The organism is Thauera sp. WH-2 (assembly GCF_048321015.1).
In the GTDB taxonomy this organism is placed as follows: domain Bacteria; phylum Pseudomonadota; class Gammaproteobacteria; order Burkholderiales; family Rhodocyclaceae; genus Thauera.
Genome location: NZ_JBLWFG010000007.1, coordinates 19,904 through 36,134 on the forward strand (window position 1 = coordinate 19,904; position 16,231 = coordinate 36,134).

The following is a 16,231-nucleotide window of genomic DNA, read 5'->3' on the forward strand; positions in this document are numbered from 1 at the left end:
CTCAGTCCCCGAGTTCGCCCGCCAGCGTCTTGCGGTCGATCTTGCCGTTGGGGTTGCGCGGCAGCGGGCCCGCGCGCAGTTCGATGCGCGCGGGCACCATGTAGGCCGGCATGCGGCTGCGGCATTCAGCCAGGAGCGCAGTGGTGTCGAGCGTGCCGCCTTCGGGCGGTGTGGCGATGACGACGATGCTCTGACCGAGGGTGCCATGGGCGACCCCGAAGGCCGCGCACTCGCCGACCAGCCTGGTGGCGTAGAGGATCTCTTCCACCTCGGTGGGGCTGACGCGATAGCCGGAGGTCTTGATCATCTCGTCGCGACGGCCGATGAAGTAAAGGTAGTCCTCCTCGTCGCGGCGCACGGTGTCGCCCGAGAATACCGCGATTTCGGGCAGCACCAGCCCGCTCTGGCGGCCGGGCGCCTTAGGGGGCAGGGGTTTGAAGCGCTCGGCGGTCTTCTCCGGGTCGTTCCAGTAGCCCATGGCCACCAGCGCGCCGCGTTGCACGAGCTCGCCCGGTTCGTTGGGCGCGCATTCACTCCCGTCCTCGCGCAGCACCATGATCTCGGCGTTGGGGATGGCCTTGCCGATGGAGTCGGGGCGCACGTCTGCCTGCTCCGGGGGCAGGAAGGTGGCGCGGAAGGCTTCGGTGAGGCCGTACATCAGGAAAGGTCTGGTCTTCGGCAGCATGCCGCGCAGCGTGGTGAGCGTCTCCAGCGGCATGCGCCCCCCGGTGTTGGCGATGTAGCGCAGATGTTCGGTGATGGTTTCCGGCCACTGCAACTGCGAAAGCTGGATCCACAGCGGTGGCACTGCTGTGAGGCCGGTGACCCGTTCCCTTTCCACAGCCTTGAGTACGTCGCGTGGCATCAGGTAGTTGAGCAGCACCACGCGTGCGCCCGCGTGGAAGGCGGTGCTGAGCTGCGAGAAGCCGGCGTCGAAAGACAGCGGCAGCGCGGCGAGCAGGGTGTCGCCGGCGTTGTTCTCGAGGTACTGCGCGACGCTCTTGCCGCCAGCGACCATGTTGCGGTGCGACAGCACCACGCCCTTGGGCCGGCCCGTGCTGCCGGAGGTGTACAGGATGGCCGCCATGTCGGTGTCGATGATGCGATGTCCGGTGGCGGGCGGCGCGGCGCAGAGGTCGTCCCAGCGCACGACGCTGGCACCGGGGAGTTCGGGCAGCGTATCGACCTTGCCGGTGAGCACCACGTGGCGCAGGTCGTGGCAGGTGGACAGGGTGTCGCGCAGGGTGGCGAAGCGCTCGGGCGAGGTCACGAGCATGCGCACGTTGCAGTCCTGCAGGATGTAGCCCACCTGCTCGGCCTTGAGGATCGGGTTCACCGGCACGAACACGCCGCCTGCCGCACTGGTGCCGAAGAACGCGACGACGGTCTCGGGGCGCTTGTCGAGGTAGATCGCCACGCGCTCGCTGCGCTCCAGCCCCAGCGCCAGGAGTCCGTTCGCGATGCGACCGAGTGCCGCATCGAGTTCGGCGTAGCTCTGCGTGGCCCCCGAGAAGGTGAGCGCCGGCGCGTCAGGCATGCGTTGCGCGGAGGCCGCGATGAGGTGATGGAGCAGGGAGGTGTGGTTCATGATGGCCGGGCGAGGATCGATATGGACGCCTGGATTCGCAGGGTTCCGGGCGTGTACGGCAGAAGGTTAACGCCGCGCGATGACAATCACAATCGTGCCCCGAGTCGAGGCCCCGGCTCTGCTAGAATCGCCCGCCATGAGCTATCAGGTCCTCGCACGCAAGTGGCGGCCGAAATCATTCGGCACGCTGGTCGGTCAGGAGCACGTGGTGCGTGCGCTGACGCATGCCCTCGCGACCGGCCGACTTCATCACGCCTGGCTGTTTACCGGCACCCGTGGCGTGGGCAAGACCACGATCAGCCGAATCCTCGCCAAGGCGCTCAACTGCGAGGCCGGCATCACGCCCGAGCCCTGTGGCGTGTGCGATGCGTGCCGCGCGATCGATGCCGACCGCTTTCCCGACTATGTCGAGATGGACGCGGCGTCGAACCGCGGCGTGGATGACATGGCGGCGCTGCTCGACCAGGCGGTGTATGCGCCGGTGCAGGGGCGCTACAAGGTCTACATGATCGATGAAGTGCACATGCTCACCGGGCATGCCTTCAACGCGATGCTGAAGACGCTCGAGGAGCCTCCGGCGCACGTCAAGTTCATCCTGGCCACCACCGACCCGCAGAAGATTCCGGTCACGGTGCTTTCGCGCTGTCTGCAGTTCAATCTAAAGCAGATGCCGCAGGGGCACATCGTCGACCACCTCACGCGCATCCTGCAGGCCGAAGAGGTGGCTTTCGAGCCGGGCGCGTTGCGCCACCTCGCCAAGGCTGCCGCTGGGTCGATGCGCGATGCGTTGTCGCTGCTCGACCAGGCGATCGCGCACGGCGCCGGCAGGGTCGAGGAGGAGCAGGTCACCCATATGCTGGGCACCGTCGGCGACGATCACCTGCATGCGGTGCTTGACGCACTCGCTGCGGCCGACGTGGCGGCGCTGCTCGCGGTGGCGGATGGGATGGAGGCGCGCAGTCTGTCGTTCGATGCCGCGCTGCAGGCGCTGGCAACCTTGCTGCATCGCGCCGCGCTGGCGCAGTTCGCGCCGGAGGCGATTGCGGACGAGACCGAGCGCGCACGCATCCTTACCCACGCGGCGCGCTTCGATGCGGAATACCTGCAACTCGCGTACCAGATCGCAATCCATGGCCGCGACGAATTGCCGCTGGCGCCGGACGATTACACCGGTTTCACCATGGCCTTGCTGCGCCTGCACGCTTTTCGCCCCGAGCAGCCTGCGGCGCTGGGCGGGCCCGGAGTGCAAGCGGGACCGTCCGGGCGGGCGCGGGCGATGGACGCACCGGGGCATGTGGCTGCGGCGTTGCCCGGCAGCTCCGCCTTCTCGCCCGCTGGGGCGTCCAGGCCCGCGCCGGGCGTTTCGCCGGACAACGCAGCGCCGCAAGCCGTCATCGTGCCGCAAGACGCGAAGGGGAATGCCGCGGCGCCGCGCCTGGCCGGGGCGAGCGCGCCGGAGAACCCCATTCCACCCGATGTGGAGGCGAAGCCGCCCGTGGGGCCAGTGCCTGGCGCAACGCAGGCGGCCGTAACGGCCAATGCGGCCATGCCGCCCGCGGGCGCGGGCTCGTCCGCGAATCCTGCAGTCTCTGGGCCTGCGGCCTCGCAGGCTGTGTTGGCTGACGTCCCCCCCTGGGAGGACATTCCGGCCGAGGCGTATGCGGACGATGGCCCTGAATTGCGCGACGCGCAGCGGCATGTGCCACAAGTGCCGGTGCAGCTCCCGAAGGCGCTGTCGAGAAGCCATCCGTCGCATGCAGAGGCCGCAGCCGATTTGCGCGGGGAGGGCGAGCGGGCCGCGGCTCTCGTTCAGCGGGAGGGGGAGGCGCAGGATGCGAGCAGGGATTCTTTCCGGACAAGCGCGACGACCGCAGGGGCAAGTGGCGATGCGGCTGCGCTGCTTGCGTTGGGCGACTGGCGTGGGCTGATTCGCGCGCTCGGGCTCGGAGGCTTGGTTCGCGAACTGGCACAGCATTGCGAATGGGTCGAGTGTGGTGACGATGGCCTGCAGTTGCGGCTATCGACCGCCCATCGTCATCTCCTCGACATGAACCGCGGCGCGCTCGAACGCATGCAGGATCAACTGTCGGCCGCGCTTGGCCGGTCGCTCAAGCTGCGCATCGAGATCGGCGACATCGCCGGCGAGACGCCGGCGCAGCGTGACGCGCTCGAGCGCCGCGCACGCCATGCGGAGGCGGTGGCCGCGCTCGAGGCGGACCCTTTCGTTCGCGAACTGATCGAGCGCTTCGATGCCACGCTCGTCGAGAGCTCGGTGAAACCCTTGTGATCCCTGTGGTGCGGCCAGGCGGGGCGCGGCCCGTGGTCGTAGCGCCCGCACCACGTTCAATCGACCTACTGGAGAAGACGACATGATGAAAGGCGGAATCGCCGGCCTGATGAAGCAGGCCCAGCAGATGCAGGACAACATGAAGAAGATGCAGGATCAGCTCGCCTCGATCGAGGTCGAGGGGCAGTCCGGCGCAGGCATGGTCAAGGTGCAGATGACCTGCAAGTACGACGTGCGTCGCGTCTCCATCGACGCGTCGGTCATGGACGACAAGGAGATGCTGGAGGACCTCGTTGCCGCAGCGCTGAATGATGCCGTGCGCAAGGTCGAGACCGCCACGCAGGAAAAGATGGCCAGCGTGACCGCGGGTCTGAACCTGCCCCCGGGCATGAAGCTGCCGTTCTGAGCTTGCTGCGCCGATGGCACCTTCCAGCCTCGACGAACTGATCGAGGCGCTGCGCTGCCTGCCTGGGGTTGGGCCGAAGTCCGCCCAGCGCATGGCGTACCACCTGCTCCAGCGCGACCAGCGTGGCGCTGCGCGGCTGGGGCACGCGCTCGCACATGCGCTGGAGGTGCTGCGCCATTGCGAGCGCTGCAATACCTTCACCGAGGCATCGATCTGCCAGCGCTGCGCCAATCCGCGCCGTGACGCTTCGCTGTTGTGCGTGGTGGAGATGCCGGCGGATCTCGCCGTGATCGAACAGACGCAGGCCTACAACGGCCTCTACTACGTCCTCATGGGGCGCCTGTCGCCGCTCGATGGCGTGGGGCCACGCGAACTGCGACTGGACAAGCTGATCGCGCGCGCCACCGAGGAGGGTGTGCGCGAGGTGATCCTGGCCACCAATTTCACCAACGAGGGCGAGGCGACGGCGCACACGGTCGCGACCCTGCTCGGTGCCCGTGGCGTGCGTGTCACTCGCCTGTCCAGAGGTGTTCCGGTGGGCGGCGAACTGGAGCACACTGACGGCGGAACCATTGCGCAGGCGCTGTTCGAGCGGCGCGCACTCTGAATGTCTTTGTTGCAACGCAGCAGAGAATGCGTCGCAATTGCATGATCCTTGTCGTGTTTTGCGCGGAAAGCCTTGTTCCATCAGGCGAACAGAGCGATGTGCTTTCTATGCTGCAGCGTCTTGGATATAATTAGACGGTTATTTTGTATCCAGGTCTTTCGTTTTCCATTTTTGGGAAGAGGGTCATGAGCGTTGATCAAAAGATGGACAGCAGCCGCCGCACACTGCTGTTGGCAACGTCCGCCGCTGGCGGCGCTGCCGCAGTGGCGACCGCGGTGCCGTTTGTTGCCAGCCTGACGCCGTCCGAGCGCGCCAAGGCGGCCGGTGCGCCGGTCGAAGTCGATGTAAGCAAGCTTGCTCCGGGCGAGATGATGACTGTGGAGTGGCGCGGCAAACCCGTGTGGATCCTCCGCCGCACGCCCGAGATGCTGGCGTCGCTCGACAAGACGGACGAGAAGGTCACCGACCCGATGTCGGAAGAGCCGCAGCAGCCCGACTACGCCGCCAACAAACATCGCTCGATCAATCCCGAGTACCTGGTTGCCGTCGGTATCTGCACCCATCTGGGCTGTTCGCCGACCGACAAGTTCAAGGAAGGGGCCGAGAGCGGCATGGGTGCGGACTGGCCCGGCGGTTTCCTGTGCCCCTGCCACGGTTCGCTCTTCGATCTGGCCGGCCGCGTGTACAAGAGCATGCCTGCGCCGACCAACCTGGAGGTTCCGCCGCACCAGTACCTGGCGGACACCAAGATTCTTGTTGGCGAAGACGGGAAGGCATAAGCGATGACTACCAAATCCCAAGCCGTTCTCAACTGGATCGATGAGCGTTTTCCGCTCACGTCCACCTGGAAGGCGCACCTGTCCGAATACTACGCACCGAAGAACTTCAACTTCTGGTACTTCTTCGGCTCGTTGGCCCTGATGGTGCTGGTGATCCAGATCGTTACCGGCATCTTCCTGGTGATGCACTACAAGCCGGACGCTTCCCTCAACGCCTCGGGCGTGCCGGTGGCCTTTGCCAGCGTCGAGTACATCATGCGCGAGGTGCCCGGGGGCTGGCTCATCCGCTACCTGCACTCGACCGGCGCCTCGGCATTCTTCATCGTCGTGTACCTGCACATGTTCCGCGGCTTGCTCTACGGCTCGTACCGCAAGCCGCGCGAGCTGATCTGGATCTTCGGTACGCTGATCTTCCTGGCGCTGATGGCCGAGGCCTTCATGGGCTATCTGCTGCCGTGGGGGCAGATGTCGTACTGGGGCGCGCAGGTGATCGTGAACCTGTTCTCCGCAATTCCGATCATCGGACCGGATCTCTCGCTCGTGATCCGTGGTGACTTCGTGATCAGCGACGCCACCCTGAACCGCTTCTTCTCCTTCCACGTTATAGCGGTGCCGCTGGTGCTGATCGGTCTGGTGCTGGCGCACATCGTGGCGCTGCACGAAGTCGGCTCCAACAACCCCGACGGCGTCGAGATCAAGAAGAAGAAGGACTCGCGCGGCGTACCGCTCGACGGCATCCCCTTCCATCCGTACTACACGGTGAAGGACATCGTCGGCGTGGTGGTCTTCCTGTTCTTCTTCAGCGCGGTCGTGTTCTTCATGCCCGAGGGTGGCGGCTACTTCCTCGAGTACAACAACTTCATCCCGGCCGATCCGCTGAAGACCCCGCCGCACATCGCGCCGGTCTGGTACTTCACCCCCTTCTATTCGATCCTGCGTGCGGTCACTTACCCGCTGTTCGGTCTCGATGCGAAATTCTGGGGTGTGGTGGCCATGGGCGCGTCGGTCGTGATCATTGCCTTCCTGCCTTGGCTCGACCGCAGCCCGGTGAAGTCGATCCGCTACAAGGGGCCGATCTTCAAGATCGCCCTGGCGATCTTCCTGGTGGCCTTCTTCATCCTCGGCTACCTCGGCGTGCTGGCGCCGACTCCGGGCCGTACCCTGGTTTCGCAGATCTGCTCGGTGCTGTATTTCGCGTTCTTCCTGCTGATGCCGTGGTACAGCAAGCTCGACAAGTGCAAACCCGAACCGGAAAGGGTGACTTCCAAATGAAAATGCGCGTGATCAACCTCATCAAGCGGGCGGCGGCGGTGCTGCTGTTCGCCCCGGCGGTGGCGCTGGCGGCGGGCGCCTCGGTCAACCTGGACAAGGCACCCGTAAGCACTGACCCGGCTGCGCTGCAGCATGGCGCGAAGCTGTTCGTGAACTACTGTTTGAACTGTCACAGCGCCAGCTTCATGCGCTACAACCAGTTGACCAACATCGGCCTTTCGGAAGACGAGATCCGCGACAACCTGATGTTTGTCGGCGAGCGCGTCGGTGACCTGATGACGGTCGCCATGCGTCCGAAGGAGTCGAAGGTCTGGTTTGGCGCCACGCCCCCCGACCTGACCCTGATCGCGCGTCAGCGTGCTTCGGGCGATGGGAGTGGTGCAGATTGGCTCTACACTTACCTGCGCCAGTTCTACCGCGACGCAGAGCGCCCCAGCGGCTGGAACAACGTGGTTTTCGAGAACGTCGGCATGCCGCACGTGTTCTGGGAACTGCAGGGTGAACAGGTGGCCAAGGTCACCCAGAACCCTGACGGCACCAAGCACTTCGAGCTGTCGCTGGCCAAGCCCGGCAAGCTGTCGGTCGAGGAGTACGACAAGGCCGTTGCAGACCTTGTCTCCTTCCTGGTCTGGATGGGTGAGCCGGTCGCCGAGAAGCGCAAGATGATCGGCACCTTCGTGCTGATCTTCCTGGTGGGCATGTTCTTCCTGACCTACGCGCTGAAGAAGAACTACTGGAAGGACATTCATTGATCAGAGCCGTAACGGCCCCGCAGGCCGTTTAGCCAGATCCTGACCCAGACGCACCACGCGAAGCCGCGTGGTGCGCTTTTGCATTTGAAATCCGGAGTCGCAACACCATGATGAACCTTTATTCCGGCACGACCGATCCCTTCAGCCATCGTTGCCGGATCGTGCTGTATGAGAAAGGCATGGATTTCGAGATCATCGACGTTGATCTCTACAACAAGCCCGAAGACATCGCCGTCATCAACCCCTACAACCGCGTACCGGTCCTCGTTGATCGCGACCTCGTGCTGTACGAGTCCAACATCATCAACGAGTACATCGATGAACGGTTTCCGCATCCCCAACTGATGCCGCCCGATCCGATCATGCGCGCCCGCGCACGACAGTTGCTGCATACCTTCGAGCAGGAACTGTTTACCCACCTCGATGCGCTCGAGGCCGCGCAGAAGGGTGTCGACCAGGTGCGTGCCCACGTCCGCGATCATCTCACCCAACTCGCGCCGGTCTTCACCAAGCAGAAGTACATGCTTGGCGACGAGTTCTCGATGCTGGACGTTGCGATCGCGCCGCTGCTGTGGCGCCTCGAGCACTACGGCATCGAGCTGCCGAAGGCAGCCGCGCCGCTGATGAAGTACGCCGAGCGCATCTTCAGCCGCCAGGGGTTCATCGATGCGCTGACCCCGTCTGAAAAGGTCATGCGCCGCTGAGCGCCAATCCCCAGATCCAGCCATCGCCGCTCGCCGGCCGATGGCTGCCGGAGAGCCGATGAGCAACGATAGAACCGTTTCGACCAAGCCCTACCTCCTGCGGGCCATCTGGGAGTGGTGCGTGGATCAGGGCTTCACGCCCTACCTCGCCTGCCTGGTGGACGCCGGCACGCGGGTGCCGCCCGGCTACGCACGCGATGGCCAGATCGTCTTGAACCTGTCGCCTGATGCGACTGGCCAGCTCCAGATGGACAACGAGTATGTGAGCTTCCAGGCGCGCTTCGGTGGGGTGGCACATTCGATCGTGGTTCCGGTCGGCAACGTCATCGCGATCTACGCGCGCGAGAACGGCCAAGGCATGGCCTTCGAGCCGGATCTGCCGGAAGATGAGACGCAGCCTGAGGCGCAGGCCGTTCCCGAGGACATGGCTGAGGTCACCGCGGCCCTGCAGGCCGGGCGCCTGGAAGACGAGGCGGGTGCTGACCGAAGCAAGAACGATCGTGAGGGCAGCGCGGAGGAGGACGAAGGCCACGTCCCGCCACCCGCGCGCCGCGGAAGCCATCTGAAGCTCGTGAAGTAAGGATCGACCATGCCCAGCATGACCTGGAGCGAATCGCTCTCCAACAACCTCGCTCCGATGGACGAAACCCACCGCGAGTTCGTCGAGTGTTACAACACGGTCGCGAACGCAGCGCCGGAAGATTTCCTGTCCGCCTTCGATCGCCTGATCGAACATGCGAAGGGGCATTTCGATCTGGAAAACGCGTGGATGCAGGCCGTGGACTTCCCCGGTTGCCATCGTGCAGAACACGACCGGGTACTTGCGGTGATGCTGGACATCCGCAAGCGCGTTGCTGCCGGTGATCTCTTCTTCGCACGCAGGCTCATCGAGGAACTGCCCGCGTGGTTCGAGAACCACGTCAACGGAATGGACGCCGCACTAGCGTTCCATCTCGAGAGCATCGGTTTCGACGTCGAGACCTGCGCACTGCGGCCGCTGGCGGATGGCGAGACACGTGGGGCCGGCTGTGCATGCGCCGCGCTCTCCGCCGAGGATGCGCCGGCCGAGGGCGCTGTCGCCTGAAGCCTGCCGGCTGTACCCGGATCAGCCTGTCCGCAGGAACGGGAAGGCCACCGGGGGTACGCTGCCCTGCATCAACTGCGCGAGAGCGGCTGCGGAGCCGCAGGCAAGCGTCCAGCCGAGCGTGCCGTGTCCGGTGTTCAGCCACAGCTTCTGGCGTGCGCTGCGTCCGATGAGCGGGAGGTTGCCGGGCGTCGCCGGGCGCAGTCCGGCCCAGCTTTCCGCGCCGGCCAGATCAAGCGCCTCCGGAAAATGCGTGCTTGCCCAAGCGAGGATGGGCGCGACCCGCTCCGGGCGGATGCGAGTATCGAAGCCGTTCAGCTCTGCCGTCCCCGCCACGCGGAGGTGCTGGCCCAAGCGTGAGCATACGATGCGGCGCGATTCATCCGTCAGGCTGACCTTGGGCGCGTGCTCCGGCTTCACGATCGGAATCGTCACCGAGTAGCCCTTGACCGGGTAGATCGGAAGCGACAGCCCGAGCGGGGCGAGGAGTCGCGGTCCGTAGCTGCCCAGGCAGAGCACATACGCGTCCGCCTCCAGTCTGGCGGTGCGGCCGGCCGTGTCGCGCACGTCAACGCCCCCGATGCTGCCGTCGGGGTTCGCGTGCAGTGCGGTGACCTCCTTGTTCCAGTGCAGCGCTGCGCCTGTGCGGCTCACTTCGGCTGCCAGCGCGCGTGTGAAACGGCGCGCGTCGCCGGATTCGTCGCCAGGCGCGAACAGCCCGCCGGCGAGCCTGTGCGCGTGTGGAGCGAGCGCCGGCTCCAGTGCGAGACATTGATCGCGAGAACAGGGGCGGGCCTCGATCCCGAATGCACGCAGCGCCTCGGCGCGGGCGCTTGCACGGGCGAACTCCGCCCGATCATGGAACAGATGCAGGATGCCGCGTTCGAGCTGATCGTACTCGAGGCCGAGCTGCGTACGGAGCGCGCGCAACTGCATACCGCTCCACACGGCCAGTGCTGCGATCGCCGCGGTGTTGCGTCGTGCGCGCGCAGGAAGGCACTCGAACAGGAAGCGCGCGCCCCAGCGCCACTGTGCGGGATCTCCGCTCGGACGGAACTTCAGCGGCGCTTCGTCGCGCCCCAGCCATCGCAGGATCAGCCCAGGCGCAGAGGGGTTGGCCCAAGGCTCCGGGTGGCTGATCGAGATCTGTCCGCCGTTGGCAAAGCTTGTCTCGCAGGCCGCTTCGGCCTGCCGGTCGACCAGGCTCACGCGAAACCCCGCCTGGCTCAGGTACCAAGCGGTCGTGACACCGGACAGGCCGGCGCCGAGAACCAGGACGTGCATTTGAAGTGCTGCGCAATGAACTTGCCCCGGATGATACCCCCTTGCCTGCTGACCTGCCCGTGCCGCGCCGTTCCGGGGACGCGTTAATCCGTGCGCTTGCGGTGCGGAACCGGGATAATCGCAGGCTGTCCGTTAAGTGTCTTGTGGAGCCCTTTCATGCGTCGAGTGACCCTTACCCAGTTTCTGATCGAACAGCAGCGCGCCGGCCGCATCAACCCCGAGCTGCGTCTCCTGATCGAGGTGGTCGCGCGCGCGGTGAAGGCGATCAGCGTCAACGTTTCCAAGGGTGCGCTCGCGGGTGTTCTCGGCGAGGCCGGCACCGACAACGTGCAGGGCGAGGCGCAGAAGAAGCTCGACGTGATCGCCAACGAGATCCTGCTGCAGGCGAACGAATGGGGCGGCCACCTGGCTGCAATGGCCTCGGAGGAGGTCGAGACCGTGCATCAGATCCCGTTCGACTACCCCAAGGGCGGTTATCTGCTGCTGTTCGATCCGCTCGACGGGTCCTCCAACATCGACGTGAACATCTCCGTTGGCACGATCTTCTCCGTGCTGCGCAACCCGCCCGACCACACAGAGCCGACCGAGGAGGACTTCCTTCAGCCTGGCGATGAGCAGGTGGCCGCAGGCTATGCGGTATATGGTCCATCGACGATGCTGGTGCTCACCGTAGGCAAGGGGGTGCATGGTTTCACCCTCGATCGCGAGATGGGCAGCTTCATTTACACTCAGCCCTACATGACGGTCCCGCCCGATACGCACGAGTTCGCCATCAACGCATCGAATTCCCGCCACTGGGAGGCGCCGGTCAAGCGCTACGTCGACGAGATGACCCTCGGCAAGGAGGGGCCGCTTGGGAAGGACTACAACATGCGCTGGGTGGCCTCGATGGTCGCGGATGTGCATCGCATCCTCACCCGTGGCGGCGTCTTCATGTATCCGATGGACGAGAAGTGCCGCGCCAAGGGCGGCAAGCTGCGCCTGATGTACGAGGCCAACCCGATGGCGATGCTCATCGAGCAGGCGGGCGGTGCAGCCACCACCGGGCGTGCGCGCATCCTCGACCTGAAGCCCACCCACCTGCACCAGCGTGTCCCGGTGATTCTGGGCTCGAAGAACGAAGTCGAGCGTGTGACCGCCTACCACCAGGGCGGCTGACCCCCGTGGCGGGAAGCAGGGCGCGCGACATGCACCGCTGCATCGCGGCCTGTGGCTTGGCGGCGATCCTTCTGGCGTCTCCTGCGTCCGCGCAGGATGGGGGTGAAGCGCAGCCCACGCTGGTGGTCAGTCTCGATACGCCGGATTCGGTGCGTGGCCTGCTGTCCGAGCACGTGCGGCTGCTCAAACGCTCGCCGCTCGTGCTGCCCGAGGAGAGCGCCGATCGTGCTGCGATGACCCGGCGTACCCGGCGCGAAGTGGCGGATCTGCTCGCGACCGAGGGGTATTTTTCCCCGCGCATTCGATTCGACCGCAGTGACGACCGGCGCTGGGTGCTGCAGGTCGAGCCCGGCGAGCGGACCGTGGTGGCCGGCGTGGAGCTCGTCTTCGAAGGTGAAGTGGTTGCGGGCGTGGAAGGGGCTGCAGGCGGCGAAGGGGCCGCAGCCTACCTGGAGGAATTGCGTGCGCGCTGGCAGTTGCCGGTCGGGCAAGCCTTCCGCCAGACGACGTGGGACGCCGCCAAGCAGGGACTTCTCGACGCCATCAACGCCCGACGCTATGCCGCCGCGCGCATCGCGGAGAGCCGCGCGGAGATCGATCCCAAGACCGCTCAGGCTTGGCTGCGCGTGCGTATCGACAGTGGCCCCAGCTTCTACCTTGGCGAGCTCGACGTGCAGGGCATCGAACATCTGCCCGAGGACCTCGTGGCGCGCTACAGCCAGCTCGAGCGCGGCGCGCCCTACGACCGCGAGGCCTTGCTCGCATTTCAGACGGGATTGCAGAACACGCCGCACTTCGGCTCGGTGATCGTCGATATCGAGCGTGATCCCGCGCTTGCAGCCGCGGTTCCGGTGCGGGTGCAGGTGACGGAGGCGCTGCCGCGCTATGCGGGCATGGGCGTGGGCTACTCGACCAACACCGGCGCACGGGTGGAGTTCAATTATCGCGATTCCAACCTGCGCCAGCGTGGCTGGGAGTTTTCCACCGGCCTGCGCTACGAGCAGTACCGACAGTCGCTGTATGCCGACATCTTCCTGCCGCCGCGTGGGGAGCATCGCGACAGCGTTGGCGCGCTCATCCAACGCAGCGATCTCGAGGGCCTGAAGGTCGACACCCAGATCCTCGGTGCGACCCGCGCGAGCCAGCGTGGTGACACCGAGACCCAGCTCGCACTGCGGCTGCAGCACGAGAAGATCCAGCCCGCGGGCGCAGACGCGCGCAGCAGCAACACGCTCACCGCAAACTGGACGTGGATCAAGCGTGCGGTGAACGATCTGCTCGACCCCACCGATGGTTATCTGCTCGAGTTCCAGGTCGGTGGTGCGCCTGAGATCGCCCTCGCCGAGCAGGACTTTCTGCGGCTGTATTCGCGCTTTGTGCGCTACCAGCCCGTGCGAGGCACCGATGTGTTCATCCTGCGTGGCGAGGCGGGGGTGACCCTTGCCGACAGCCGCGAAGGGATTCCACAGGATTTCCTTTTCCGCACCGGGGGTGCGCAATCGGTGCGCGGCTACGACTACCAGAGCCTGGGCGTCAGGGAAGGCAGCGCCACGGTAGGCGGGCGCTACCTCGCCACCGCCAGCGCAGAATACGTGCGCTGGTTCCAGCCCCAGTGGGGTGCCGCAGTGTTTGTGGATGCAGGGGACGCAGCCGACACGCGCGAAGACATCGACCTGCGCGTGGGCTACGGACTTGGCGCACGCTGGCGCAGCCCAGCCGGCCCGCTCGCGATCGATCTTGCCTGGGGCCATCAGGAACGCCGCCTGCGCCTCCACTTCGGGGTGGCGATCGCTTTCTGAGCTGTGGACGGCTCAACTCTACGGCCGGTCCAGTCGCCCCGCCAGCGCGCGCAGGTCGGCGAGCTTCTTCAGCCCCTCAAGCACCTTTGCGTTGAGCGAACCCACTGGCATCGCGCCGTCCGCATCCGGCTTCCCCGCAGGGACGCCGGTGAGCAACTCCAGGGCCTCATCGACGTCGGCGACCGCCCACACACTGAAGCGGCGGCTGCGCACGGCCTCAACCACATCCGCGCGCAACATCAGGTGGCACACGTTGGCGCGCGGGATGAGCACGCCCTGCGCACCGCTCAGGCCGCGCGCTACGCAGATGTCGAAGAAGCCTTCGATCTTCTCGTTGATGCCGCCGACCGGCTGCACCACGCCGAACTGGTTGACCGAGCCGGTGACGGCCAGCGCCTGCCGGACGGCTACGCCCGAGAGCGCCGACAGCAGGGCCGTGAGCTCGGCGAGCGAGGCGCTGTCTCCCTCGACGCCGCCGTAGGACTGCTCGAACACCAGGCTGGCCTTGAGCGAGAGCGGCATCGTCCAGCCGAAACGCGCAGCCATGAAGGAGGACAGGATCAGCACGCCCTTGGAATGGATCGGTCCGCCGAGTTTCACCTCGCGCTCAATGTCGATGATCTCGCCTTCGCCCACGCGCACGGTGGCGGTGATGCGGACCGGATGGGCGAAGCTGTCCTCGCCGAGGGGCACCACGGCCAGCCCGTTGACTTGTCCGACATGGCTGCCGTCGGTGTCCACTAGCCACTGCCCGCGCAGGATCTCCTGCTGGTGGCGCAAGCGGATGCGTTCGTGGCGCCGCCGATGGGCCTCAAGTGCAGCCTCCACGTGGTCGCGCTCGATGCGGTCGGCGCCGCTCGCGGTGGCAAAGTGCGCTGCCTCGCGCAGGCGGTCGTCGATCGGTTGGGTATGCGTGCTCAGGCGCTCTGCATCGCCGGCGATCCGCGCCGCTTGATCGATCAGGCGCGCCATCGCGGGCGCCGAGAGCGGAGGCAGTGCGGCGCGGCGGGCGAGGGCGGCGATCAGGCGTGCGTAGGCCGCGGTGTTGTCCGCGCTGCGCACGATCTCGCTCTCCATGTCCGCGTTGATGCGGAACAGTGCCGGGAACTCCGGATCGTACTGGCCGAGCAGGTAGTAGATCACCCGTTCGCCGATCAGGATCAGTTTGAGTTCGAGCGGCATCGGTTCGGGTTCGAGTTGCACCGAACCGGCGACGCCAATCAGTTCTGACAGAGACTCGATGCGCAGCCAGCCGGACTTCAGTGCGCGCTTGAGGCCTTCCCATGCAAAGGGCTGGGCGAGCAGCTTCATTGCATCCAGCACCAGGAAGCCGCCGTTTGCGCGGTGCAGGGCGCCGGCGCGAATCAGCGTGAAATTGCTCACCAGTGTACCCATGTGCACCAGGTGGTCGATGCGGCCGACCAGGTTCTGCAGGGTCGGGTGGTCCTCGTACACCACGGGCAGGGCCCCGTCGGCGGGGTTGGCCACCAGCACATTCACCAGGTAGCGCTGCACGGAAATGCTGCCCGAAAAGGTCAGCGTCTCCGTGTCCTCATCGCTGCGCGGTGAGGTGTGTAGCGATTCGCCGCTGGCGATGATGTCCTTGAGCACCTCGTCCAGGTGCTCGCACAACTCGGGCAGATCGGCGTACCGTGGCTTGAGCTCCTCGATCATGTGGGTGACGGTCGCGCCGAGTGCGTCACGGCCGGCATCGCGGATGCGATTCTGCAGCTCGCGCCGCCAGCGTGGGAACTCAGCGACCAGACGGTGCATGCGTTCGCGAAGGGCCTTGATGTGTTCGCCCAGAGCATGCTGGCGGTCCTCGGGTAGCTTCTCGAACTCCTCTTGCGTGAGCGTGTTCTCGGTGTCCTTCATAGGCAGGAAGGCGAAGCCGTGCGGGGTGCGCAGCAGGGCGATGCCCAGTTGCTGGGCTTCGTCACCAAGCTGGCGCAGCGCGGTTTCCTCGCGCTGTTTTGCTTCGTCCTGCAGGGCTTCGATGCGCTCGCGGTACTCGTCGCCTTCGAACACCGCGGCGATCGCTGGGATCAGCTCCTCTACGAAGTGCTGCATGTCGTCGCGGAAGGCAGGGCCGCGACCGCAGGGCAGGCGCAGCAGGCGTGGTCGCGAGGCGTGCTCGAAGTTCCACACATAGCACCAGTCGCCCGGCGGTGGCCCCTCTTGCCGCCTTTCGTCGAGCAGGCGTGCGACGATCTCGTGGCGGCCGCTTCCGGCGTCGCCGAGCACGAACAGATTGAAACCCTCTCCGGCAATGTCGAGTCCCAGGTGGATTGCGTCCACCGCGCGGCCATGCAGGTCTGCGGCGTCCAGTTCGGGGAGTTCGTCGGAGCGCTGGAAGCCGAGGGCTTCCGGGTCGCAGGCGGTATGCAGCTGTGCAGCAGCAAGCGGGGCGAGCTTGGGCATGACGGGGCCTCGCGCATTCGGGCGTCTCGGCGTCATCTTAACCGCCCCTGCGGAACGACCCAACCCGGCGCTGGCCGAACTTCCATCCGG

14 protein-coding genes are annotated in these 16,231 nt (G+C 65.8%); 11 read left to right on the forward strand and 3 right to left on the reverse strand.

The window, feature by feature from the left end; translation table 11 throughout:
* Nucleotide 1: 1 nt before the first annotated feature.
* Nucleotides 2-1,588 (reverse strand): acyl-CoA ligase (AMP-forming), exosortase A system-associated, encoded by a 1,587-nt coding sequence (locus ACNKW1_RS12170; protein WP_418364861.1) that lies wholly within the window; start codon nucleotides 1,586-1,588, stop codon nucleotides 2-4.
* Between the two features lie 136 nt (nucleotides 1,589-1,724).
* On the opposite strand from ACNKW1_RS12170, the gene dnaX reads away from it, so the two are divergent.
* The 9 genes from dnaX to ACNKW1_RS12215 all read left to right on the forward strand — a co-directional run bounded on the left by dnaX (nucleotide 1,725) and on the right by ACNKW1_RS12215 (nucleotide 9,479).
* Nucleotides 1,725-3,875: a DNA polymerase III subunit gamma/tau gene (dnaX, locus tag ACNKW1_RS12175; RefSeq protein WP_418364862.1), complete on the forward strand. Its 2,151-nt coding sequence runs from the start codon at nucleotides 1,725-1,727 to the stop codon at nucleotides 3,873-3,875.
* Nucleotides 3,876-3,960: 85 nt separating this feature from the next.
* Complete coding sequence (locus tag ACNKW1_RS12180; RefSeq protein ID WP_418364998.1) at nucleotides 3,961-4,281, forward strand: YbaB/EbfC family nucleoid-associated protein; 321 nt, start codon at nucleotides 3,961-3,963, stop codon at nucleotides 4,279-4,281.
* A gap of 13 nt (nucleotides 4,282-4,294) precedes the next feature.
* A complete protein-coding gene (recR, locus tag ACNKW1_RS12185) occupies nucleotides 4,295-4,888 on the forward strand; it encodes a recombination mediator RecR (protein ID WP_418364863.1) in 594 nt (197 codons plus the stop codon).
* Between the two features lie 185 nt (nucleotides 4,889-5,073).
* Nucleotides 5,074-5,667: a ubiquinol-cytochrome c reductase iron-sulfur subunit gene (petA, locus tag ACNKW1_RS12190; RefSeq protein ID WP_418364864.1), complete on the forward strand. Its 594-nt coding sequence runs from the start codon at nucleotides 5,074-5,076 to the stop codon at nucleotides 5,665-5,667.
* A 3-nt stretch (nucleotides 5,668-5,670) separates the two neighbouring features.
* On the forward strand, nucleotides 5,671-6,939 hold the full coding sequence (locus ACNKW1_RS12195; RefSeq protein WP_418364865.1) for a cytochrome b: 1,269 nt from the start codon (nucleotides 5,671-5,673) through the stop codon (nucleotides 6,937-6,939).
* The gene (locus ACNKW1_RS12200) at nucleotides 6,936-7,691 is read left to right on the forward strand and encodes a cytochrome c1 (protein ID WP_418364866.1); all 756 of its coding nucleotides are present in this window, start codon (nucleotides 6,936-6,938) and stop codon (nucleotides 7,689-7,691) included. Before ACNKW1_RS12195 ends, ACNKW1_RS12200 begins: the two co-directional genes overlap by 4 nt.
* A 107-nt stretch (nucleotides 7,692-7,798) precedes the next feature.
* Nucleotides 7,799-8,395, forward strand: coding sequence for a glutathione S-transferase N-terminal domain-containing protein (locus tag ACNKW1_RS12205; protein WP_418364867.1), 597 nt, complete (start codon nucleotides 7,799-7,801; stop codon nucleotides 8,393-8,395).
* Between the two features lie 58 nt (nucleotides 8,396-8,453).
* Entirely contained in the window at nucleotides 8,454-8,975 is a 522-nt protein-coding gene (locus ACNKW1_RS12210; protein WP_418364868.1) for a ClpXP protease specificity-enhancing factor, read from the forward strand.
* 9 nt (nucleotides 8,976-8,984) lie between these two features.
* Nucleotides 8,985-9,479, forward strand: coding sequence for a hemerythrin domain-containing protein (locus tag ACNKW1_RS12215; RefSeq protein ID WP_418364869.1), 495 nt, complete (start codon nucleotides 8,985-8,987; stop codon nucleotides 9,477-9,479).
* 21 nt (nucleotides 9,480-9,500) lie between these two features.
* Here the strand turns inward: ACNKW1_RS12215 and ACNKW1_RS12220 are convergent, their stop codons facing one another.
* Complete coding sequence (locus ACNKW1_RS12220; RefSeq protein ID WP_418364870.1) at nucleotides 9,501-10,763, reverse strand: D-amino acid dehydrogenase; 1,263 nt, start codon at nucleotides 10,761-10,763, stop codon at nucleotides 9,501-9,503.
* A gap of 156 nt (nucleotides 10,764-10,919) precedes the next feature.
* On the opposite strand from ACNKW1_RS12220, the gene ACNKW1_RS12225 reads away from it, so the two are divergent.
* Together ACNKW1_RS12225 and ACNKW1_RS12230 are read left to right on the forward strand one after the other, a co-directional pair.
* Complete coding sequence (locus ACNKW1_RS12225) at nucleotides 10,920-11,921, forward strand: class 1 fructose-bisphosphatase (RefSeq protein WP_418364871.1); 1,002 nt, start codon at nucleotides 10,920-10,922, stop codon at nucleotides 11,919-11,921.
* Nucleotides 11,922-11,950: 29 nt separating this feature from the next.
* Nucleotides 11,951-13,720, forward strand: a complete 1,770-nt coding sequence (locus tag ACNKW1_RS12230; RefSeq protein ID WP_418364872.1) for an autotransporter assembly complex protein TamA — start codon at nucleotides 11,951-11,953, stop codon at nucleotides 13,718-13,720.
* Nucleotides 13,721-13,738: 18 nt separating this feature from the next.
* Here the strand turns inward: ACNKW1_RS12230 and ACNKW1_RS12235 are convergent, their stop codons facing one another.
* On the reverse strand, nucleotides 13,739-16,141 hold the full coding sequence (locus ACNKW1_RS12235) for a Lon protease family protein (RefSeq protein ID WP_418364873.1): 2,403 nt from the start codon (nucleotides 16,139-16,141) through the stop codon (nucleotides 13,739-13,741).
* Nucleotides 16,142-16,231: the final 90 nt, after the last annotated feature.